This window comes from Empedobacter sp. UBA6305 (assembly GCF_002440405.1).
Classification (GTDB): Bacteria; Bacteroidota; Bacteroidia; order Flavobacteriales; family Weeksellaceae; genus Empedobacter; species Empedobacter falsenii_B.
Window position 1 is genome coordinate 25,389 of record NZ_DJTP01000016.1, and the last position, 22,166, is coordinate 47,554.

Sequence of the window (22,166 nt, forward strand, 5' to 3'; positions counted from 1 at the left end):
TAGCTTAGGTATTTTGAATTTTACGAAAAGAAACTCAATTTTGTAAAAATTTTAACGACTTTGTATAAAAAGCTTTTTAGTGAGACCATTATCTACGGTATTGGCTCTATATTGCCGAGGGTAATTATTTTAGCATTGAATTTTTTTATTATCAAGCAAGTTGATAATTCAGATTTTGCAATGTTTTCTCAATTATATTCTGCGGTTTCTTTCCTGAATGTCATTTTAACATTTGGTTTCGAGACTGCATTTTTCCGTTATGCAACCGAAGAAGGAATGTATCAAAAAGTGTTGAATACAGCTTTTTGGTTTATGGTGATGAGTTCTACTGCAATGCTCGTTTTAGTTTTTCTTTTTTTACAACCTCTGGCAGATTCTGCAAATTATAGCGATCACCCAGAATATATTTTGTGGTTTGCGTGGATTGCTTTTTTTGATGCAATTTGTGTGATCCCTTTTGCAGTTCTACGTTTTAAAAATCGACCAATATTATATACAACAATTCGCGTAATTCAGAATGTTTTTCAAGCAGTTTTGACAATTGGTTTGTTGTATTATGTTTCGAAAGATTTTATGCTAGGTTTAGGTTTTGATAATGCGATTTCCTATCCTTTTATAGCGAATTTATTAGCGAGTATTTTAGGATTTGTATTATTAATAGGCGTTGTACGTCATGTTCAATTCAAATTTGATCAATCACTTTTCAAACAAATGTTTTTGTACGGTTATCCGATTATGATTGCTGGTTTGGGGTATATTTTAAATGAAAATTTCGATAAATTAGTTCAACGACAATTAATAGATCCAGCAGCAGCGGGTTCTTATGGCGCTTGTTACAAATTAGCAACATTAATGACGCTTTTCGTAACAGCTTATCGAATGGGAATAGAACCATTTTTCTTTAAAGTTGCCAAAAAAGGAGATGCAAAACAGACATACGCGAATATTTTGTTCTTTTTCAGTATCATTTGTAATATTGTAATTCTTGGAATTTTAGCAAATATTGACTGGATTAAGAAAATATTTGTTCCAAATTCAACGTATTGGAATGCTTTAGATATTGTCCCAATTATTTTAATTGCGAATTTATTTTTCGGAATTTATTATAACCTTTCAACATGGTACAAAGTAACGGATAGAACAAGTATCGGAACTATAATTTCATTGGTTGGTGGTGCGATTACTATTATTTTGAATGTTTTTTTATTGCCAAAATATGGTTTTATGGTTTCTGCCTGGACAACTTTATTGGCGTATGGTGTAATGATGGTGATTTCGTACATTTGGGGTCAGAAAGTTTATCCGATTCCGTATAAAGTCAATAAAATTGTACTTTACATGGGAATTGCAATTGCTTTAGCATGTACAAATTATTACATTCTCGATTCTAATTTGATTATTGGTAATCTGATTCTTATCGTGTACATTGCGTTTATTGCGTTTGCGGAAAAAAATACACTTAAAAATTTGAAAATAAAGATGAAAGTAAAAGTTATCAACATCTCGAAACACGCTTTACCAGAATATAAAACAGCTTTATCGGCTGGAATGGATTTAACAGCTAACATTGATGCACCAATCGAATTAAAACCTTTGGAAAGAAGATTAATTCCAACAGGATTGAGCATCGAATTACCAGCAGGTTACGAAGCACAAGTTCGTCCTCGTAGTGGAATGGCGTTAAAATATGGTTTAACTTGTTTGAATTCTCCTGGAACAATTGATGCAGATTATCGTGGAGAAATCGGTGTTATTTTAGCTAATGTTTCAAACGAAGCCGTTACAATCAACGATGGGGAGCGTATTGCACAATTAGTGATCGCGAAACACGAAACGGTTGAGTGGGAAGAATCTAACGCTTTAAATGAAACTGAACGCGGAGCTGGAGGTTTCGGAAGTACAGGAAAACAATAATTTTTTTGTCATTCTGAGCTTGTCGAAGAATCTAAAAAAGAAGTAATTCAATTATAAAATATCAATCTAACAAAAAATATTTTTAGAAATAAAATGAAAATTATTATCCCAATGGCAGGACGTGGTTCACGTTTACGCCCTCATACATTAACAACACCAAAACCATTAATTCCAATTGCAGGAAAACCAATCGTGCATCGTTTGGTAGAAGATATTGCGAAGGTTTGTTCAGAAAAAATTGACGAAATTGCTTTTGTAATTGGTGATTTTGGAGCTGAGGTTGAAGCTGATTTAATTGCAATTGCAGAAAAATTAGGAGCAAAAGGAACAATTTGTCATCAATTGGAGCCGCTTGGAACAGCGCATTCTATTTGGATGGCAAAAGAAGCTTTGGATGGACCAACGGTTGTGGCGTATGCAGACACATTATTTCGTGCAGATTTCAAATTAGATATGGAATCGGATGGCGTTGTTTGGGTAAAACAGGTCGATAATCCTTCGGCTTTTGGCGTTGTGAAATTAGATGATAACAGTGTTATTACAGATTTCGTTGAAAAACCAAAAGAATTTGTTTCGGATTTGGCGATTATTGGGATTTACTTTTTCCGTGATGGACAAAAGTTATATAAAGAAATTGAATATTTATTAGAAAATGATATTCAAAAAGGTGGAGAATATCAATTGACAGATGCATTAGAAAATATGCGTGCTGCAGGTGATAAATTTACGCTTGGAAAAGTGGACGAATGGATGGATTGTGGTAATAAATCGGTTACAGTTGACACCAATACACGTGTGTTGAATCTGGATAAAGAAGATTTCAAAACGATTCATTCTTCTGCAAAAATTGACAATTCATTAATCATTGAACCATGTTTTATTGGAGAAAATGTCGTGATTAAAAATTCGAAAATCGGACCTTTTGTTTCATTAGGAAATGGAACGGTTGTTGAAAACTCGAATATTGATAACAGTTTGATTCAAGAAAATTCAATCATCAGTAATGCAAATCTTACAGATACTATGATCGGAAATAATGCCAAATATTATGATGTTTCGCGAAGTATCAGTTTAGGAGATTATTCAGAATTGGATTTCAAATCACACAAAGCATAAAAATTATGATTAAAAAATTAACGTATATCTTTTGTTTAGGGGTTCTTGCAACAGCTTGTAACACTCAGAAAGCAGCAAAAGTAGATAAAGATAATACAGAAGTTGTTTCGGCTTCTTCAAAAATTATTCAGCAAACCTTGTCAAAAAAATCATCATTCAAAGATTTGACGATTAAGGCAAAAGTAACAGCAGATTTAGAAGAGATTTCTGGAGATGCAAACGCTACAATTGCTGTGAAAAATGGGCAAAAGATATGGGTTAATGCAACAAAATTTGGATTTACAGGTGCTCGCGCATTGATTACGCCTGATGGTTTTTCAGCTTTTGAAAAGTTAGGTGGAACATATTATGAAGGAGATTTTTCTATTGCAAATAAATTATTGAAAGTTGATTTTGTCGATTATCAAAAATTACAAAATTTGATGTTAGGAAAAGTTTTCGTTGATCTAAATCCTACAGATTATACAGCTACTTTTACAGATAATCAATATACGATTACATATAATAAAAATCAAGCGATTGCGACTTCTCCAAAAGAAGGCGAATATATACAAACATATGTTTTTGATAATGGTTTCCGATTGAAAGAAGCACATCTGAAAGATCCAAAACGAAAAATGGAAGTTGATTTGGCTTACGACAATTGGGTAAAAGCTGGAGCAGAGGAATTTCCGAAAAATGTTAAAATTATTATAAAAGAGAAAAAAACGCGTCAAATAGACTTGGAATATAATAGTTTTACGTTTCAGGAAACGAACACACCGTTCTCAATTCCAGATGGGTATAAGAAAAAAGAAATAAAATAATGAAGTTTGTTTTATCAACTGTACTTTTAACGTTGTCATTATCAGTGTTTGCGCAGGTTCCGTACAATAAAGCGAACTTACAAAAACAGAATGCTCAGCTTAAAAAAGAGATTATAAACTTAAACAAACAACTCGAGGTTAATAAGCAAAATTCGAAGTTAAATGTTGATTTTGTGCAGAATTTGACGAAAAAAATTCAGGTACAAACAAAATTAGTTAACAACTTATCGAAAGAAAAACGCTTTATCGAGGACGAAATTTATTTAACTCAATTAGAGATTAATAAACTTTCGCGCGAGTTGGTTGAGCTAAAAAAAGACTACAAACAGGTTTTGGTTCGAGCATATAAGAACAAATCTGTTGAAAATAAATTACTTTTTGTGCTTTCTTCTAAAAGTTTGGGAGAGGCTTATCGTCGTATCAAATATTTAGAAAAATATTCGGCTTTTCAATTAGGACAAGCTAATGAAATTATCGGTAAACAAACTGATATTCAAACGAAAAAAGCGAAAAAAGAAAAAGCGAAAGACGAAAAAGAAAAAGTACTTTCTCAACAAACATTGTTTAGTCAAAATCTTGAAAAAGAACGATTAACAAAAGAGAAAGCGGTCGAAGAATTCCGTAAAAATGAAGGTGTTATTGCTGCAGAAATCAATGCAAAAGAAGCACAACAACGCCAAATTGATGCGCAGATTAAAGCAATTATTGAAGAAGAAATTCGTCAAGCTAAGATTCGTGCAGAAAAAGATTTAAAAGATTGGAATGAAGCAAAACGAGGAAACTCTATTGCTTCTTATAACGAATATTTACGTGATAATCCGAAAGGAGATTATGCGAAATCTGCTCGTACAGCAATTTTAAGAATTGAGAATGATGCCAAAGCATGGAATATTGCACGTTCGGCGCATACAAAACAAGCGTATCAATCTTATTTAACTCATCATCCAACCGGAAGTTTCGTTTCTACAGCGAAAACAGAAATTTCTAAATTTGAGCAATTAGAACGTGAAGCAGAAGCTGAACGTCAACGCATTATTGCACAACGTAAAGCGGAAGAAGATGCGCGTCTTAAAGCTCAAAAAGAAGAGGATGCACGTAAAATTGCAGCAGCAAAAGCTGAAGCTGAGCGTAAAGCGAAGATAGAAGCAGAACAAAAAGTTGTTGTAAAAGTGCCAGAAAAAGAACGTGTTGTAAAAGTAGATGCGGTAAAACCAGCTGAGACTTTTGCAGAACGTCCAGATTCTGAAGGTATTTCGGGAGAATTCTCATCAAACAAAGGTCGTCTACCTTGGCCTGTTGATAAAGGAACGGTTGTAAGTAGATTTGGAGCTAATTCTCACCCAGTTTTATCTAATATTACAACGCAAAATAGTGGTGTTGATATTTCAACTTATCGTGGAGCACATGCACGTGCTGTTTACGAAGGAACTGTTCAAGCTGTAATGAGTGTATCTGGAAATGGTAAGTCTGTATTGGTAAGACATGGTTCGTATTATTCAGTTTATACAAACTTATCAAGTGTAAGTGTTTCGAAAGGTGATGATGTAAAACGTGGTCAGTCTTTAGGAATTATCTATACAAGTGGAGATGGAGAAACAATCATGAATTTCCAAGTTTGGAGCGGAACAACAAAACAAAATCCTGCTTCTTGGGTAGCGGGAATGTAATAAATTAATTATATATTTGCATTAAAATCAATTCAGTATGGGATTAGGAGGTAAAGAATGGATCGTAATCGTACTTGTTGTGTTATTATTATTCGGAGGAAAGAAAATTCCTGAATTAATGAAAGGATTAGGTTCTGGATTAAACGAATTCAAGAAAGCAACAAAAGATGATAACAAATCAGAAGCTACTGAAAGTACTTCTGACAAAAAAGAAAATTAAAATATATTTTTAATTAGATAATAGAGCATTGTAGTTGCGTATACAATTACAATGCTTTTATTTTATAAACTAAAACAAAACATGAAATTCACAGATAAAGCTTGGTCTATTTTTAATCAAAGTATCAATGATTATCACAAATATGATGATGTAAATCGTCAAATCGAAAATCCATATAGCGAAGAAGATTTAATCGCTCATTTATTGTACAAAAAAAATTGGATTGATACAGTTCAATGGCATTTAGAAGATATTATTCGTGATCCACAAATTGATCCAGTAGAAGCATTAAGCTTAAAACGTTGGATTGATAAATCAAACCAAGAACGTACAGATATGGTAGAATATGTGGATAGCTGGTTTTTACAACAATATGCGAATGTAGAAGTAAAAGCAGATGCAACTTACAATACAGAATCTCCTGCGTGGGCTGTAGACCGTTTTTCTATTTTATCGCTTAAGGTTTATCACATGAAACAAGAGGTAGAACGTGAGGATGCAACACCGGAGCATAAAGCAGCTTGTCAAGTGAAATTAGATGTTTTGAATCAACAACATCAAGATTTATCAACAGCGATTGAAGAATTGTTGGCTGATTTTGAAGCAGGTAAAAAATACATGAAAGTGTATAAACAAATGAAAATGTATAATGACGAGGATTTGAATCCAGTTCTTTATGCAAACAAGAAATAATTTTCAGAAAAATTAATAAAATATAGAAAACTCATCTTTTTTGGATGAGTTTTTTTATTGCGTACAAATATGTTAATTTCATCTAATCAAAATATTAGAATGAAAAAACTGAAATTTATTACTTGCTTTACCTTATAATCAACCTAAAAATTAACACCAGAAGAATTTAAAAAGCTTCAAACTAAAATTTTAGAATAATTATAAAGTTGAAATTACCTCGTATTGAAAAATATGAGGTAATTTTATAATTACTGTAAAATTTCACACATGAAGAAAAATTATTTCAAACCCTTACTTTTAGGAATAAGTTTATTCTCGATTTCGGTTTTTGGTCAACAAGAAAAACCAAAATACGATTATCAAGAAGCTTTCAAACCATTTTTTTATCAGAATAATGCAACAGAAACTCGTTCGGCGAGTGGAAAACCAGGTCATAATTATTGGCAAAATCGTGCAGATTATAATCTGAATGTTAGTTTGAATGAAGAAAAGAATGAAATTTCGGGAACAACTGAAATTACATATACCAACAATAGTTTTGATGATTTAGACTTTTTGTGGTTACAATTGGATCAAAATTTATTCAAAAAAGAATCTCGAGGAAGTGCTTTATTACCGATTTCTGGAAGCCGTTATGGCGATTCAACTTCTGAATTTGAAGGAGGTTATAAAATTAAATCTGTTCAAATCGACGGAAAAGAAGCGAAATACACTGTTTCGGATACACGCATGCAAATTGATTTGATTAATCATTTGAAAGCTCGTGGAGGAAAAACAAAAATAAAAATCGAATATTCATTTGTTTCGCCAGATTATGGAGCCGATAGAATGGGAGTAGAGCCAACTAAAAATGGAAAGATTTTTACGATGGCGCAATGGTTTCCTCGCATGGCGGTTTATGATGACATCATGGGATGGAATACTTTGCCTTATCTAGGTCCAGGAGAATTTTATCTGGAATATGGAGATGTAACAGCAAGTATTACGGTTCCGTCTACGCATTATGTGGTTGGTTCGGGAGAATTATTGAATGAAAACGAAGTTTACTCGAAAGAAGAAGTGAATCGTTGGAACAAAGCAAAAGCGAGTGATAAAACCATTATTATTCGTTCTGCTGATGAGGTAAACAAAGCGACAAAAGTTGCAAAAGGAACAAAAACGTGGAAATTTAAAATTCAGAATACACGTGATTTTGCTTGGGCTTCATCATCTTCGTTCATCTTAGATGCAGCAAAAATTAATCTTCCAAGTGGTCAAAAATCGTTGGCAATTTCGGCTTATCCAGTAGAAAGTGACGGAAATGATGCTTGGGGAAGATCGACAGAATATACAAAAGCTTCTATTGAGCATTACTCGAAACAATGGTTAGAGTATCCTTATCCAGCGGCGACAAATGTGGCAGGAAATGAGGGTGGAATGGAATATCCTGGGATTGTTTTTTGTCATATGACTTCGAAAGGTGAAGGACTTTGGGGTGTTACAGATCACGAATTTGGACATATTTGGTTCCCGATGATTGTTGGTTCTAATGAGCGTGTTCATGGTTGGATGGACGAAGGTTTTAATACGTTTATCAATGATATTTCGACGAAGAATTTCAACAATGGCGAATATTACAAAAAGCAATCTGCACAACGAATGGCGGGTTATTTATTCAGCGATAATCTTGAGCCTGTAACGACTCAACCAGATAATATGCGCGAAAGAAATATCGGTGCATTGTTGTATTATAAGCCAGGTGCAGGAATGAAAGTTTTGCGTGAAACAATTTTGGGTGAAGAAAAATTCGATAAAGCATTGCGTCGATACATCAAATATTGGGCATATAAACATCCAACGCCAGAAGATTTTTTCCGCACGATGGAAAATGTTTCAGGAGAAGAATTATCTTGGTTTTGGAGAGGTTGGTTTTTGAATAAATGGACAATTGATCAAGGAATTAACAGTGCAAAATATGTAGATGGAGATTACAAAAAAGGCTTGATTTTGAAAGTTGAAAATTTTGGACAATTACCAATGCCAACTACTGTTCAAGTGAACTTTAAAGATGGGACTTCTCAAGAAGTTAAATTACCGATTGAAGTTTGGAAACGTAATACAGAATGGACATTCAAAGTGCCTTCAACAAAAGAAGTTTCGATGATTAAATTGGATCCAAATGGAGCTTTACCAGATATTGATTTGAAGAATAATACATTCAATATGGCGGATGTAAAACCTGTTGAAAAGATTAATCCAAAAGAATACGAAGGTACATTTACGAATAAACAAATTAATTCAGAATTTGTGTTGAAAGCTGAAAACGATAAATTGAATTTAGTTTTTGGTGGACAAACTATTCCATTAGATTATCAAGGTGATGGTAAATTTGTGAATGAACAAGGCGGTTTGGAGTTGACTTTTGCAAAAGATAAAAAGACATTTTCTGTAGAAGAAGCTGGACAAAAGTTTGAGTTTACAAAGAAGTAAATTTGTTCTAAATTTTCATACTGAACCCGTTTTAGCATCACATCATAAAATATAAAAAACCACTTCATAAGAAGTGGTTTTTTGTTGACTATTATTTTTGAGATGTACCTTCTGGTTTAAGATATAAATCGAAGTAATCTGTAATTTTTTGCATCAAATGAACGCGGTCTTTTCCACGAACATTGTGCTCATGTCCAGGATAAACAAAGTAATCCATTTGAACACCATTTTTCACTGCTTCGCGAATAAAATCAATCGAATGTTGCCAAACAACCACATTATCTTGCGCTCCGTGAATCATCAATAATTTACCTTTTAAGTCTTTTACACGGTTAATTAAATTCGTGTTTTTGAAACCTTCAGGATTATCTTGAGGCGATTCCATGTAGCGTTCTGTATACATAATTTCGTATTGCGTCCAATCTAAAACTGGTCCACCAGCAACTCCAACTTTGAAAACGTCAGGTTTACGCAACATGAATGATGTTGTCATAAATCCACCATAAGACCAACCATGAATTCCCATACGTTCCGCATCTACGAAAGGTAAAGTTTTCAAGAAATCAACACCTTTCATTTGGTCATTCATTTCTGTAGTTGCTACATTTCCGTGAATCGCTTGTTCAAATTTAAGACCTCTATTCGCCGATCCGCGTCCGTCCATTGTAAATACAACATAACCTTTTTCCGCTAAATGATCGTACCAAAGATTTCCTGTTGCAGGAAAACGATTTGTGATTAATTGCGCGTGAGGACCATTGTATAAATAAACGATAACGGGATATTTTTTCGAAGAATCAAAGTTTGTTGGATAGATTAATTTTCCATACAAATCTGTTCCATCATCTGCTTTTAACGTTACATTTTCAACTTTCGCTGTATTGTAATTTGCCAAAGGATTTTGAGCAGTTAAGATATTTTGTTTGAATTTTCCGTTTGCATCCAATACATCAATTTTACGAGGCGTGTTATCATTACTCCAATTATCAATTGCATATTCTCCGTTCGTTGAAACCGAAACATTGTGCGTTCCAGCATCAGTTGTTATTTTACGCAATTTTCCATTCTCCCAATTCACCGCATATAAATGACGATCTTTCGGAGAATCTTTTGTTGTCATGATTAAGAATTCTTTTTTCTTCGCATTTTCTCCAACAAGATCCGTTACAATCCAATCTCCTTTTGTGATTTGGTTCAATAATTTTCCTTCCGTATTGAATCGGTACAAATGCATAAAACCATCGCGTTGCGACCACCAAACAAACTCGTTATTTTTTCCTGGAATAAAATGTAATTCATTTTGAGGTTCTACATATTTTGTATCATCTTCTTTGAATAATGTTTTAATCAATTTCCCTGAAACTGCATCATATTGATTCAATTCCATGTGCTTTTGATTACGAGAAAGTAAAGCAATATAAATATGTTTTTCGTCTGGCGACCACGTAACCGAAGTTAAATAATGATCTACTTCTGGGTGAGTTTCTAAGAAAGTCGTTTTTTGAGTGGTTGGATTATAAACACCTAACGTAACCGTATGATTTTTTGTTCCAGCAAATGGATATTTGATGTTTTTGTTCACCGCAGGTTGTACAGACCAATCGATAATTGGATAATCTGTAACCGCTGTTTGATCCATTCTATAAAATGCAACTAAATTCCCTTTTGGAGAGATGAAAATTCCTTTGTGAATCCCAAATTCATTTTGATGAACCGATTTTCCATTCACGATTTCATATTTTCCGTCTTTGGTAATTTGATGTGTTTTTCCAGATTTATCAACAAAAAATAAATTGTTGTCAATTACATATCCAACTTGATTATTCGTCGCGTCAAATTCTATATTTTCTGCATTTTCAGGTAATTTCAACCAATCGTTTTGTTGACCAGCAGTTGTAATTGTTTTGTAACCTGTTTTTGTAGAAAAATAAGCTTGCTTATCATTGATCCAATTCAAAGAAGGAATTCTTTTATTCTCAAATTGAGAACTTCTAAAAATTGTATCAGTTTTAAGAGATGGAACTTCTTTCTTGATTAAAGCTTCTCCGTATGATGTTTTTACATTTTGCGTGTACGCATTTTGATTCGGAATCCATTGAACTTGATTTAGATTTTCGATACGTAAATTCGTCGATAATCCAAGTACAGCATCTTCCATTGTGACATTCTTTTTCTGAGCAATTAAACTAGCGCTCATTAAAAGTGTAGTCAATAAAATTGTTTTTTTCATGTGTGATTTCTATTTCAAATATTGCCCAAGTGCTTCTAAGTTTTTCTTTTCATTCCCAATAAAAATTTTGTCTCCATCTACCACGACAGGACGTTTTAGGAAAGTATAATCTGATAAAATATAATTTTTGATATCATCTTCAGAAAGCTGTTGATCTTTCAATCCTAATTTTTTGTAATTCTGTGCACGACGTGAAAATAGAGCTTCGTAGTTGCCAGCTAAATTCTTCATTTCTTCTAATTCTTCTGCTGTTATCGCAGTCGATTTTATTTCATGCAAATCAAAACCTGTAAAATCAAACTCTTTCATAATACGTTTGCACGTATCGCAAGTTTTCAAAAAAAATATTTTTTTCATTTCTCAAAATCTTTGGTTTTGTAAAGATAAATAAGTTTCATCGTTTTGCAGAATGATAAAGAATTTTGTCAAAATATATTTCAAATCGATAAAAAACTATCTTTGCAAGTATGGAAGAAACTAATTTTTTGCGTTTAAACAAATATATTAGCGATAGTGGTTTTTGTTCGCGTCGTGAAGCAGATCAATACATCGAAAATCGTTTGGTACAAATTAATGGACGAGTTGCTAAAATTGGGCAATTTGTAGGACCAAATGATGTGGTGACTGTAAAAGGTGTCGAAATAGAACCGCGCGAAAAGGAGCATGCGGTTTATATTATGCTGAATAAACCTGTGGGCGTTACGTGTACAACAGATCCTACAGATCCAGATAATATTATCGATTTTCTTTCGTTTGGAGAACGAATTTTTCCGATTGGTCGTTTAGATAAAGATTCGCAAGGATTGATTTTATTGACAAGCGATGGTGATATTGTGAATAAGATTTTACGTGCTGGAAATAATCACGAAAAAGAATACATTGTAACCGTTGATAAACCAATTACGGATGAATTTTGCGAACGAATGTCGAAAGGTGTTCCGATTCTTAATCAGGTTACGAAGAAATGTAAGATCGAAAAAATAAGTACAAATGTTTTCAAAATTACATTAATCCAAGGTTTGAATAGACAGATTCGCCGTATGTGCGAATATTTTGGATATGGTGTAAAAAAATTAGAACGTGTTCGGATTATGAATTTAACGTTGAATGTAGGAATTGGTCAACATCGAGATTTAACGGCAGAAGAATTAGCAGAAATCAATCGCTTGACGAAAGATTCGGAAAAACACGAAGAAAAGAAACCAGCTTCAAAATCAAAAAAATCATCAGCGAAAAAAACAAAAGAAATTTCTCCAGATTTTAAAGATTCGAAAGGAAAATCAATTAAAAAGCCAGTAAAAAAATCAACAACTCAAGCCAGAGTAGGAAAAAGTAAACCACCTACAAATACGAAAGGAGGTAAATTTGGTAAAAGAAGATAAAATCAAAAGACGAATATTTTTCGTCTTTTTTTATACATTTTAGTCAAAACTAACTTCTATCATGTCATTTTACCAAAGATTCAATATCTTTATAAAGTAAAATCTTAAAAACACATGAAGAAAATTGTTTATTCGTTGCTTTTTATAGCGATGACTTTTGGTGCATCGGTAAAAGCACAAGAAAATGTTACTTATCAATTGCCTCCGCAAGAAATTTTACAATTGGCAGATGCAGATATGCCGCCGTCAATTAGTATAGATCGTAAAGCGGAGAATGCATTTTTGTCTTATAGAAGTCGTTATAAAACGATTAATGAATTGTCAGAAACGGAATTACGTTTAGCAGGATTACGAATTAATCCAGTTACAAATATTAATTCACGTGAAACATTCAGCGAGAAAATTACTTATTTTGATTTAAAAACTTCAAAAGAAAAAACGATTGCTGGTTTACCTGCAAAAGGTCGTTTTTCTAATCAATCTTGGAACACTTCTCAATCGAAATTTGCCGTTACAAATACAACAAATAAAGGTGTAGAACTATGGATTGTTGATGTAAAAACACAAGCTGCAACAAAAGTTTATGAAGATAAATTAAACGCAAACTTAGGTCGTCCTTTCAATTGGATTTCAGATACAGAATTAATTGTGAATGTAATTCCAGCTTCCAAAAAAGCTTTGATTGATACAAAAGACGCAATTGCGACTGGACCTACAGTTTCTGTTGCTGACGGAAAAGAAGCGCAAAACAGAACCTATCAAGATTTATTACAAAATAAAAATGATGAGTTTAACTTCGAACAATTAGCAATTTCTGAATTAGTAAAAGTAAATATCGAAACAGGTGCAAAATCGAAATGGAAAGACGCTGCGATGTACACAGATATTTCGACTTCTCCAGATGGACAATATGTTTTGGTGAACGAAATCAAAAAACCTTTTTCATATTTAGTAACGTACAATAGTTTTCCTTCAACCAATATTGTGTATGATATCAACGGAAAATTAATAAAAGAAGTTGATCATAAAGAGTTACAAGAAGTTGTTCCGAAAGGATTTTCTTCTACGATTATGGGAAAAAGAGGTTTGAATTGGAGAGCAGATAAACCAAATACTTTATATTGGGTTGAGGCTTTAGATGGTGGTGATGCAAACAAGCCTGCGGAATATCGCGATGCGCTTTATCAAGTAACGGCGCCATTTACAGCGAATAAAGAGTTGTTGGTAAAAGTAAAAGATCGCTATAGAGGAGTGACTTGGGGGAATGATGAGGTTGCGATTGTGAGAGATGCTTGGTATAATACACGTAACGAAAGTAGTTATTTGTTCAATCCGTCAAATCCAAATCAAGAACCGATACGCTTTTTTAGTAGAAACTCGCAAGATGCTTACAATAATCCTGGAAGTTTTGTAACTGAAATGAATGATTATGGTTACAATGTTTTAGCAATTAACAAAGGAAAATTGATGTTAGTTGGAGAAGGAGTTTCTGCGGAAGGAATCTTACCTTTTGTAGATGATTTTGATATCAAAACGCAAAAAACTTCTCGTTTATGGAGAGCACAGAAATCAGATAAACTAGAAGCGATTGCTCGAGTTATCGATCCGAAGAAAGGGATCATTTTAGAACAGATTCAATCGAAAACAGATTATCCAAATTTATATGTTCGTAATATTTTTCAGAAAGGAGGAAAGCCAAAACAAGTAACGTTTACAAAAAATCCTTTTGAGGCAATGAACAAAATTTCGAAAGAATTAATTACGTACAAACGTGCTGATGGTGTAGAATTATCAGGAACTTTATATTTGCCGCCAAATTACGATAAAACGAAAAAGGAAAAGTTGCCAATGTTAATGTGGGCTTACCCTCGTGAGTTCAAAGATGCATCTACGGCTGGTCAGGTTACAACTTCTGAAAATAAATTTACTTCTCCTTCTTACGGAGGTCCTATTTATTGGGCATTGAGAGGATATGCGGTCTTAGATGATGCGGCTTTCCCAATTATTGGAGAAGGAAAAGAGGAGCCAAATGATACGTTCGTTCCTCAATTGGTTGCCAATGCAAAAGCTGCGATTGATGCGGTGGATAAATTAGGTTTTATCGATCGTGAAAGAGTTGCGGTTGGTGGACATTCTTATGGCGCATTTATGACAGCAAATTTATTAACGCATTCTAATTTATTTGCGGCAGGTATCGCACGTTCAGGTGCTTATAACCGTACATTGACGCCTTTTGGATTTCAATCTGAACAACGTAATTATTGGGAAGCTCCAGATGTTTACAACACAATGGCGCCTTTCCAAAATGCAGATAAAATGAAAACACCATTGTTGTTAATTCATGGTGAAGCAGATAATAATACAGGAACTTTCCCGATGCAATCTGAGCGCTATTTCAATGCATTGAAAGGTTTGGGAGCGACAACTCGTTTGGTTTTATTACCAAAAGAATCTCACGGATATGCAGCCAGAGAAAATATTCTTCACATGTTGTGGGAACAAGATCAATGGTTAGAGAAATATGTGAAAAACAAAGGAAAAAATTCTGAAAAGAAATAATTCTCAATATAAGAAAAGCGATTCAATTTTGAATCGCTTTTTTATTGTAAATAATTATTATATTTAGTTCATAATTAATCAACTATGAAATTAAAAGCTTTACTCTTCTTTCTAATGATTTTTTCTCCATTTCTATTTGCTCAAAATTTGTGGAAAGTAGAATATGAAACCTATGATAAAATGTTTTTTGACGAAAAAGATCCTGTTTTTAAGGCAGAATTAGATAAAAACAATTCTACACCAAAATACTATCAATTACTTTTTAATGAAAATCAGTCGTTTTTTTCTGAAATTGTAAGAATTGATAATAGTCAAAATCAATCATCTATGTCGATGAGTACAATTGATGATAATATTTACATCGATTATAAAACTTCACAATATAAGATTGAAGGAAATTATGTGAACAAGAATATTTTAATAATAGATAATTTGCCTAAATACACTTGGACAATTAGTAGAGAAGCAAAAGAAATTTTGGGAATTAAAGTAAAAAAAGCAATAACCGAATACAAAGATTCTAAGATAGAAGTTTGGTTTGCGCCAACTTTACAACCAAAAGGAGGACCAATATTTTTCAATGGGTTACCAGGTTTAATTTTAGAATTGAAAGCTGTAACAACAATGAAAGACGAAAGTTATGAAACGATTTTCAGAGCAATTAATATAAAAGAAGCATCTAAAAACGAAGTGATTAAAATTCCATCAAAAGGTCAGAAAATGACACAAATTGAGAAAGATGATTTTGTGAAAGAAGCAAATAAAAAGATGATGGAAGCTTATAATAACAAGGTTTCGAAAGATTAAAACATAAAAAAACCACTTCTTTAGAAGTGGTTTTTAAATTTTATAGCTGAGGTATTATAACATTTTCAAGAAGTTAACTTCTAATTCCGTTAATCTTCTAAAATCACCTCTTTGTAAAGTTTTCTTTGTAAGTCCTGCAAAAGAAACGCGGTCTAACGCTTCTACTTCGTATCCTTTTGTTTCGAAAATACGACGTACAACGCGGTTCCAACCAATATGTAATTCTACACCAACTTCATTTTTCGGTCTACCTTCAATAAAAGAAATTTCGTCAACAACTGCAATTCCTTCAGGAATTAAACGAACACCTTTTTTGATGTCAGCCAAATCATTTGCTGTTAACTTTTTGTCCAATGTAACGTGATATATTTTTTTGATATCATGACTTGGATGTGTTAATTTCTTAGTTAAATAACCATCATTTGTAAACAATAAAACTCCTGTTGTTTGTCTATCCAAGCGTCCTACTGGGAAAATTCTCGCTGTAGTTGCTGTAGACATTAAGTCCATCACAGTTTTACGTCCTTTTTCATCATTTGATGTTGAAATAAAACCTTTTGGTTTATTCAACACAAAATATACATTTTTCTCTGAAGAGATTTTACGACCATCGAAACGAACTTCATCATCGGGTTGTACTTTATAACCCATTTCAGTAATCACTTGACCATTCACTGTAACGATTCCAGTTTTGATCAACTCGTCGGCCTCTCTTCTGGATGCAATCCCTGCATTCGCTACATATTTATTTAAACGAATAGTCCCGTCATCAACTGGTGCTTTTTTCAGTCTTTTAACAAATGGTTTTTCACCTGGTTTGTTAAACGGTTTCTTTGGTCCAAAACTTTTCTTTCCTTCTTCTGATGGTTTTCCACCAAAAGTTGGTTTTCCTTTCCCTGAAGATGGTTTAGAAGAAGAATTTCCTCTTGCTCCACCTTTTCCACGATTGTTCCCGCCTTGGGAATTTCTGTCGTTGGATTGATTTCGTCTGTTATTCATCTGAATTTGATTAATTTATGCGCTGATTAAAATTTTGCGCAATAGTTTGCAAAGTTAAGGGATTTATTTCGATTAATACGATACTAAATACACCCGCAACAATCATTCCCTTAAAAAAATAATGTAAAATCTTATATGCTTGTGTCGATTTTATTCTCCAAATGATAAATAAAATCACTGTGAAAGCGATATTTGCAGCAATAAAAAAGTATTTCATTGCGCCAACATCATTTTTCATAATGATAATAATTCCAATGATTAATTCTATAATAATTAAACATGAAATCAAAACTTTTGTAAAATCGATTCCATATTTAATTGGAATTGAATCATAATTATAAATCAAATCTGCTTTTTGAGAACTCAAATCTTTTACAATATCAGTAATCAATAATAAAATGGTCAAGAAAGTAGCATGCAAGGCCAAATTGAATGTGAAATGATCAAAATAAACCAATAAGGCGAAAAATGGCATCACACGAATGACAACCAAGTAAAAGTTTTTGATCAATGCAAATCGATTGATTTTGTGACTATAAAACCAAACCAAAAATTGATAAACCAAAAAGAAAATGAAAACTTTCCACGAAATTAAAGCTGCAATAATCAATGCTAAAGCATTTAGAACAATGTAAACGGTTAGCTTGAAACCTTGCGAAACTTGTTTCTGAAGATAAACTTGTAAAGGACGTTTGAGTTCGTCTTTTTCTAAATCGTAAAAATTATTGATGATATATCCCGCGGCCACACAAAGTATCGAACAAAGAATAAGCCCGTCCAACTTTGGATTTGTCAACAATTGACGATGACCAACTTCTGGCGCAAAAATAAAAAGTGCAGCAAGGTATTGTGCCAATATTAACACAATTAAATTATAGCCACGAACAACAGAAAATAATGCAAAAACTTTTAAGATTATTTTCTGAACGTTCATTGATTATATTTTTATAAATTATTTTTTAGAATTTGTAAATAACTTCGGTCTGGAAGTCTTTTAAGTAGCTTTTCGCTTTGTCATAATCTTGTGTAAAACCAAGAACATAACCGCCTCCGCCAGAACCACAAAGTTTTAGGTAATACGTATCTGTATCAATTCCAGTTTTCCATGCATTCACCAGTTTTTGAGGAATCATTGGTCTGAAATGCTCATAACCCCAAGCTGACAATTTTTGAAGATTTGAAAAAAGTGGATTGTATTCACCTTTCACAAAGTTTTCGATACATGCGTTGTTGTATTTAATAAATTCTTCTTTCAATGTTTTACGAAAACCCTCTTTTTTCATTTTTTCGAAGAAAATATGAATCATTGGCGCCGTTTCTCCTGGTGTACCCGAATTGATTAAGAAAACAGCTCCTTTTCCGTCAGCATTTGCAGAAGGTAAACCAATTGTCGAGATATCATCTTTTGATTGAATTAACAAAGGAATATTCATGTAACAAATTAAAGGATCAATTCCAGAACTTTTTCCATGAAAATGAGATTCTAAATTACCGAAAAGCGCTTTTAATTCGCTGATTTTTTCTTTGTTTAGATTTTGATTGATATCAATTTTATTCAAGGCGTATTTGTCATAAATAGCGGCAACTAAAGCACCAGAACTACCTACACCATATCCTTGAGGAATGTTAGAATCGAAGTACATTCCGTTTGCAACATCTTCCGAAAAAGACTTTGTATCAAAAGTATCAGCAAAATTTTCTTCTAAAAACTTTGCATAATTTTTCAAGTGAGCATTTGATGATTCTGCAATTTCAGAAGGCTCAAATTTTAATGCACCTTGGTAAAAATTATAAGGAATTGTTAATCCTTTCGAGTTTTCAATAATTCCATATTCGCCAAAAAGTAAGATTTTGGCATAAAATAATGGGTTCTTCATTCAATGTTAAAATTGGTACTGCAAATCTACAAAATTTAAGCCATTCTTTTTTGAATTTGAGGAAGAGTTTTGCTTTAAAAAATTGTAAATCACATTATTTTTTGATTATTAGTAGATTTTGGAATATATTTTGACTAAATAATTTAGAATAAATTGGTTAAATTTCAATTAATAATCAATGATTTTAACCCAATTAGCATTAAAAATAGAGAATTAATGTATTAAAATATATAAATTTGTGCCATGTATATCACCGAATATCTATCGAATGAGATAAAACCAGGGAAAGTTAATTCTTCTCCAAGTCAGCTTTTAGAAGTTGTGCAAGAGAATAAATTGACGCATTTAGCTTTGTTTAAAGGGTTGGATTTTGTTGGAAATATCTCGGAAGAAGATTTGATTGAATTATCAATTGATGATGAAAAAGTAGATTATACTTCGTATTTGGAGAGTTTTTATCTTTCTGAATTGAGTACGCTTTTAGATGCAATTCACATGATGTACACGAATCAGGCGAATATCTTACCGATTATTAACGAACAGTCGCGCTATGTTGGTTTTATTACGGAAACGGATATTATCAACACATTTGCAAATTTTCCTTTTGTCGCTGCGCAAGGCGTTTCGATGTTGGTTTCGATTGCGGAAAAAGATTTGTCGATGACCGCGATTTCTAATATTATTGAAGTGAATAACGGAAAAATTTTGGGAATGATGATTGTTGGGAATAATGAGGATAGCGTTTATGTTTTGCTGAAATTTAGTTCATCGAACTTGTTGGCAATTGGCGAAACATTTGAGCGTTATGGATATCAAGTGATTCAAAAATTTTATAACGACGAAAAACAAGAACTTCTGCAAAGTCGTTATGCACAATTGTTAAAATACATGAATACCTAATGATAAAAGTTGCACTTTTTGGACAAAAAACAAGTACGTCTTTAACGGATATTATTCCACCATTTATTAATTATTTAGTTCACAACGAAATTGCTTTTTGTGTTGAGCAAAATTTTCTTCAAATCTTAAAAGAAACAACTGATTTTGATACTGATAACGTAGAAACCTATACTTCTCATGATGATTTAGACAAATCGGTCAAGTTTTTATTCAGTTTTGGTGGAGATGGAACAATCTTATCGGCAACTACAATTGTTAGGGATTCTAATATTCCAATTATTGGCGTAAATACTGGACGTTTAGGCTTTTTAGCAACAATTAATAAAAGTGTGTTGTTGGAGCAAATGGATAGTTTTTTCAATGATGATTATAACATTATTCCACGAACTTTATTAACAGTGAAAAGAAGTGATGGTGTAGAAATTGAAAATAATTTTGCGATTAACGAAGTGACTGTAGTTCGCCGTGAAACAACGAGTATGATTACGGTTGATGCTTATTTAAACAATGAATTTTTAAATTCTTTTTGGTCTGATGGTTTGATTATTTCTACGCCAACAGGTTCTACAGGATATTCGTTAAGTTGTGGTGGACCAATTGTTCATCCGTCTAATCAAAATTTTGTCATTACACCTGTTGCGCCACATAATCTAAATGTGCGTCCATTAGTTGTGTCAGAAAACGAAAAAATTGACTTAAAAATACGCAGTAGAGCTAATGAATATTTCCTTTCGTTAGATTCTCGTAACTTTCCTTTAACAACTGACGTCGAATTGACAATACAAAAAGCTGACTTCAAAATCTTAATCGTTGAAGCTATTGACGCGACTTATTTCACAACTTTGAGAGAAAAAATGCTTTGGGGTTCAGATAAAAGGAATTAAAATTTACAATAAAACTTCTTAATTTTTGTTAAATCAGTTACGTTGAATTGACTTTTGTTTATATTTGTTCGAATTTAAAAGAAGATAAAAAGCAAAAGCCGAAAAAATAACACAACTTATGAGGAGATTATTTTTGTTTGTTTTTATATTATGTTTTTCGCAATTAACTTTTGCGCAAAGACATGAACTCGGAATTTTTGCTGGTGGAGCAAATGTGATTGGAGATGTTGGTAAAGCCAGTTATATCAATCCATTTCCTACTAAAACTGAAGCAGGAGGTAAAATATATTTACCAATTTCAATAGGAGGATTATATCGTTTTAATATAAATCCACAAATGGGTTTTAGAGCAAATATATCTTATTCAAAAGTTGGAGCAAGTGATCACCGCTCGAAAGAGTATTACAAATTAGAAAGAAATAAAAATTTTCGAAATAATATTGTAGAAGGATCATTGATGTTTGAGTATAATTTCTTTAATATCAATGATGATCAAGAAAAAGCGCAATCGCCTTATATTTTTGTAGGAGTTGGAGCATTTTCAGCAAAAGGAAAAGAATATGATTACGATGGGACGAATATTATAGAAAAAACAAAATATAATACCGATTTAACAATTCCTTTTGGAGTTGGATATAAAGTAAGATTCAATTACAATTGGATTTTATCTTTTGAGACAGGTGTTCGATATACAAATGTGGATTATATCGATTATAATACAGGCAAATTTAGTGAGGAATATAAAAATATTTTCCCAAATTTTCCTTATGATAATGAAGTAGTTTACGGAAATCTATCTAACAAAGATTGGTATGTTATAACAGGAATTTCGTTGACATATAGTTTTGGTCGACCTGCTTGTTATTGTGATTAAAAAGAATGGAAATTAGTTTAGTAGAACAAATAGATAAAAATAATATACCTAATCACGTTGCAATCATTATGGATGGTAACGGAAGATGGGCCAAGAAGAACGGTAAAGAAAGAACTTTTGGACATAAAAGTGCTTTAGGAGCTGTTCGATCTTCTATAGAGACATGTCGTAGATTAGGAATAAAACATCTTACACTTTACGCATTTTCTACAGAAAACTGGAATCGTCCAAAATTAGAAGTCAATGTTTTAATGACTTTATTAAGTTCTGCAATTAAGGACGAAATAAATGAATTACACAAAAATGGAGTTCGCTTGAATGTGATTGGAGATTTATCAAAATTACCAAAAAAAGCATTCAAAGATTTGACTCAAGCAATAGAAAAAACGAAAGACAACACAGCTTGTGTTTTGACATTAGCATTAAGTTATGGTTCGAAAGAAGAACTATTACAAGCGATGAAGTCTATTGCACAAAAATATAAAGACGGAGAAATATCCGACAATGATTTTAATGAAGAATTAGTTCATCAAAACTTATATACACACGATTTACCTATGGTAGATCTTATGATTAGAACAAGTGGCGAAACCAGAATTAGTAATTTCTTGTTGTGGCAAATTGCTTACGCAGAATTATATTTTACAGAGGTTTTGTGGCCTGATTTTAACGAGGAAGAATTTTATAAAGCAATTTTAAATTACCAAAATCGAGAACGTAGATTTGGTAAGATAAGCGAGCAACTAACGAACTAATCGAACTGAAATAG

At 32.6% G+C, this 22,166-nt stretch carries 19 protein-coding genes; 14 read left to right on the forward strand and 5 right to left on the reverse strand.

Annotated features, from left to right (window positions below; all coding sequences use genetic code 11):
- Nucleotides 1-60: 60 nt before the first annotated feature.
- The 7 genes from dut (at nucleotide 61) to B3M86_RS03825 (ending at nucleotide 8,885) form a co-directional block, all read left to right on the forward strand.
- On the forward strand, nucleotides 61-1,914 hold the full coding sequence (gene dut / locus B3M86_RS03795) for a dUTP diphosphatase (RefSeq protein ID WP_291075473.1): 1,854 nt from the start codon (nucleotides 61-63) through the stop codon (nucleotides 1,912-1,914).
- 93 nt (nucleotides 1,915-2,007) lie between these two features.
- A complete protein-coding gene (locus B3M86_RS03800; protein WP_291075471.1) occupies nucleotides 2,008-3,030 on the forward strand; it encodes a sugar nucleotidyltransferase in 1,023 nt (340 codons plus the stop codon).
- Between the two features lie 5 nt (nucleotides 3,031-3,035).
- Nucleotides 3,036-3,836 (forward strand): DUF4292 domain-containing protein, encoded by an 801-nt coding sequence (locus tag B3M86_RS03805; protein ID WP_221854108.1) that lies wholly within the window; start codon nucleotides 3,036-3,038, stop codon nucleotides 3,834-3,836.
- Entirely contained in the window at nucleotides 3,836-5,503 is a 1,668-nt protein-coding gene (locus tag B3M86_RS03810) for a murein hydrolase activator EnvC family protein (protein WP_291075468.1), read from the forward strand. Before B3M86_RS03805 ends, B3M86_RS03810 begins: the two co-directional genes overlap by 1 nt.
- A 37-nt stretch (nucleotides 5,504-5,540) precedes the next feature.
- Nucleotides 5,541-5,723 carry a twin-arginine translocase TatA/TatE family subunit gene (gene tatA, locus B3M86_RS03815; RefSeq protein WP_038336575.1) on the forward strand — a complete coding sequence of 61 codons (183 nt, stop codon included), beginning with the start codon at nucleotides 5,541-5,543 and terminating at the stop codon, nucleotides 5,721-5,723.
- 81 nt (nucleotides 5,724-5,804) lie between these two features.
- A complete protein-coding gene (locus B3M86_RS03820; RefSeq protein ID WP_114998393.1) occupies nucleotides 5,805-6,416 on the forward strand; it encodes a DUF4254 domain-containing protein in 612 nt (203 codons plus the stop codon).
- Nucleotides 6,417-6,683: 267 nt separating this feature from the next.
- Nucleotides 6,684-8,885, forward strand: coding sequence for a M1 family metallopeptidase (locus B3M86_RS03825; protein ID WP_038336578.1), 2,202 nt, complete (start codon nucleotides 6,684-6,686; stop codon nucleotides 8,883-8,885).
- Nucleotides 8,886-8,976: 91 nt separating this feature from the next.
- Here B3M86_RS03825 and B3M86_RS03830 read toward each other — a convergent pair whose 3' ends face one another.
- Both B3M86_RS03830 and B3M86_RS03835 read right to left on the reverse strand, forming a co-directional pair.
- Complete coding sequence (locus B3M86_RS03830; protein ID WP_291075465.1) at nucleotides 8,977-11,115, reverse strand: S9 family peptidase; 2,139 nt, start codon at nucleotides 11,113-11,115, stop codon at nucleotides 8,977-8,979.
- 9 nt (nucleotides 11,116-11,124) lie between these two features.
- Entirely contained in the window at nucleotides 11,125-11,472 is a 348-nt protein-coding gene (locus B3M86_RS03835; RefSeq protein ID WP_038334703.1) for an arsenate reductase family protein, read from the reverse strand.
- A 110-nt stretch (nucleotides 11,473-11,582) separates the two neighbouring features.
- Between B3M86_RS03835 and rluF the strand changes: the two genes are divergently transcribed.
- The 3 genes from rluF (at nucleotide 11,583) to B3M86_RS03850 (ending at nucleotide 15,863) form a co-directional block, all read left to right on the forward strand.
- Nucleotides 11,583-12,497, forward strand: coding sequence for a 23S rRNA pseudouridine(2604) synthase RluF (gene rluF, locus B3M86_RS03840; RefSeq protein ID WP_038334704.1), 915 nt, complete (start codon nucleotides 11,583-11,585; stop codon nucleotides 12,495-12,497).
- 114 nt (nucleotides 12,498-12,611) lie between these two features.
- Nucleotides 12,612-15,056 (forward strand): alpha/beta hydrolase family protein, encoded by a 2,445-nt coding sequence (locus B3M86_RS03845; protein WP_114998387.1) that lies wholly within the window; start codon nucleotides 12,612-12,614, stop codon nucleotides 15,054-15,056.
- A gap of 84 nt (nucleotides 15,057-15,140) precedes the next feature.
- Nucleotides 15,141-15,863 (forward strand): GLPGLI family protein, encoded by a 723-nt coding sequence (locus B3M86_RS03850; protein ID WP_291075463.1) that lies wholly within the window; start codon nucleotides 15,141-15,143, stop codon nucleotides 15,861-15,863.
- Between the two features lie 54 nt (nucleotides 15,864-15,917).
- On the opposite strand, the gene B3M86_RS03855 is transcribed toward B3M86_RS03850, so the two are convergent.
- Genes B3M86_RS03855 through B3M86_RS03865 form a run of 3 tightly spaced genes read right to left on the reverse strand, consistent with a single transcriptional unit; the run spans nucleotide 15,918 to nucleotide 18,739 of the window.
- Complete coding sequence (locus B3M86_RS03855; RefSeq protein ID WP_038334708.1) at nucleotides 15,918-16,862, reverse strand: pseudouridine synthase; 945 nt, start codon at nucleotides 16,860-16,862, stop codon at nucleotides 15,918-15,920.
- Nucleotides 16,863-16,872: 10 nt separating this feature from the next.
- On the reverse strand, nucleotides 16,873-17,796 hold the full coding sequence (locus B3M86_RS03860) for a UbiA family prenyltransferase (RefSeq protein ID WP_291071128.1): 924 nt from the start codon (nucleotides 17,794-17,796) through the stop codon (nucleotides 16,873-16,875).
- Nucleotides 17,797-17,821: 25 nt separating this feature from the next.
- A complete protein-coding gene (locus B3M86_RS03865) occupies nucleotides 17,822-18,739 on the reverse strand; it encodes a mevalonate kinase family protein (protein WP_291075461.1) in 918 nt (305 codons plus the stop codon).
- Nucleotides 18,740-18,982: 243 nt separating this feature from the next.
- On the opposite strand from B3M86_RS03865, the gene B3M86_RS03870 reads away from it, so the two are divergent.
- The 4 genes from B3M86_RS03870 (at nucleotide 18,983) to B3M86_RS03885 (ending at nucleotide 22,152) form a co-directional block, all read left to right on the forward strand.
- Nucleotides 18,983-19,639 (forward strand): HPP family protein, encoded by a 657-nt coding sequence (locus B3M86_RS03870; RefSeq protein ID WP_291075459.1) that lies wholly within the window; start codon nucleotides 18,983-18,985, stop codon nucleotides 19,637-19,639.
- The gene (locus tag B3M86_RS03875) at nucleotides 19,639-20,523 is read left to right on the forward strand and encodes an NAD kinase (RefSeq protein WP_291075457.1); all 885 of its coding nucleotides are present in this window, start codon (nucleotides 19,639-19,641) and stop codon (nucleotides 20,521-20,523) included. Before B3M86_RS03870 ends, B3M86_RS03875 begins: the two co-directional genes overlap by 1 nt.
- 118 nt (nucleotides 20,524-20,641) lie before the next feature.
- Nucleotides 20,642-21,397 carry a DUF6089 family protein gene (locus B3M86_RS03880; RefSeq protein ID WP_291075455.1) on the forward strand — a complete coding sequence of 252 codons (756 nt, stop codon included), beginning with the start codon at nucleotides 20,642-20,644 and terminating at the stop codon, nucleotides 21,395-21,397.
- Between the two features lie 11 nt (nucleotides 21,398-21,408).
- Nucleotides 21,409-22,152, forward strand: a complete 744-nt coding sequence (locus tag B3M86_RS03885; protein WP_280049258.1) for an isoprenyl transferase — start codon at nucleotides 21,409-21,411, stop codon at nucleotides 22,150-22,152.
- Nucleotides 22,153-22,166: the final 14 nt, after the last annotated feature.

What these genes read in the sequence shown, in the direction of transcription:
- B3M86_RS03800 (WP_291075471.1), top strand. Translation starts at nt 2,008, where the DNA reads ATGAAAATTATTATCCCAATGGCAGGACGTGGTTCACGTTTACGCCCT.
- B3M86_RS03805 (WP_221854108.1), top strand. Translation starts at nt 3,036, where the DNA reads ATGATTAAAAAATTAACGTATATCTTTTGTTTAGGGGTTCTTGCAACA.
- B3M86_RS03810 (WP_291075468.1), top strand. Translation starts at nt 3,836, where the DNA reads ATGAAGTTTGTTTTATCAACTGTACTTTTAACGTTGTCATTATCAGTG.
- tatA (WP_038336575.1), top strand. Translation starts at nt 5,541, where the DNA reads ATGGGATTAGGAGGTAAAGAATGGATCGTAATCGTACTTGTTGTGTTA.
- B3M86_RS03820 (WP_114998393.1), top strand. Translation starts at nt 5,805, where the DNA reads ATGAAATTCACAGATAAAGCTTGGTCTATTTTTAATCAAAGTATCAAT.
- B3M86_RS03825 (WP_038336578.1), top strand. Translation starts at nt 6,684, where the DNA reads ATGAAGAAAAATTATTTCAAACCCTTACTTTTAGGAATAAGTTTATTC.
- B3M86_RS03830 (WP_291075465.1), bottom strand. Translation starts at nt 11,115, where the DNA reads ATGAAAAAAACAATTTTATTGACTACACTTTTAATGAGCGCTAGTTTA.
- B3M86_RS03835 (WP_038334703.1), bottom strand. Translation starts at nt 11,472, where the DNA reads ATGAAAAAAATATTTTTTTTGAAAACTTGCGATACGTGCAAACGTATT.
- rluF (WP_038334704.1), top strand. Translation starts at nt 11,583, where the DNA reads ATGGAAGAAACTAATTTTTTGCGTTTAAACAAATATATTAGCGATAGT.
- B3M86_RS03845 (WP_114998387.1), top strand. Translation starts at nt 12,612, where the DNA reads ATGAAGAAAATTGTTTATTCGTTGCTTTTTATAGCGATGACTTTTGGT.
- B3M86_RS03850 (WP_291075463.1), top strand. Translation starts at nt 15,141, where the DNA reads ATGAAATTAAAAGCTTTACTCTTCTTTCTAATGATTTTTTCTCCATTT.
- B3M86_RS03855 (WP_038334708.1), bottom strand. Translation starts at nt 16,862, where the DNA reads ATGAATAACAGACGAAATCAATCCAACGACAGAAATTCCCAAGGCGGG.
- B3M86_RS03860 (WP_291071128.1), bottom strand. Translation starts at nt 17,796, where the DNA reads ATGAACGTTCAGAAAATAATCTTAAAAGTTTTTGCATTATTTTCTGTT.
- B3M86_RS03865 (WP_291075461.1), bottom strand. Translation starts at nt 18,739, where the DNA reads ATGAAGAACCCATTATTTTATGCCAAAATCTTACTTTTTGGCGAATAT.
- B3M86_RS03870 (WP_291075459.1), top strand. Translation starts at nt 18,983, where the DNA reads ATGTATATCACCGAATATCTATCGAATGAGATAAAACCAGGGAAAGTT.
- B3M86_RS03875 (WP_291075457.1), top strand. Translation starts at nt 19,639, where the DNA reads ATGATAAAAGTTGCACTTTTTGGACAAAAAACAAGTACGTCTTTAACG.
- B3M86_RS03880 (WP_291075455.1), top strand. Translation starts at nt 20,642, where the DNA reads ATGAGGAGATTATTTTTGTTTGTTTTTATATTATGTTTTTCGCAATTA.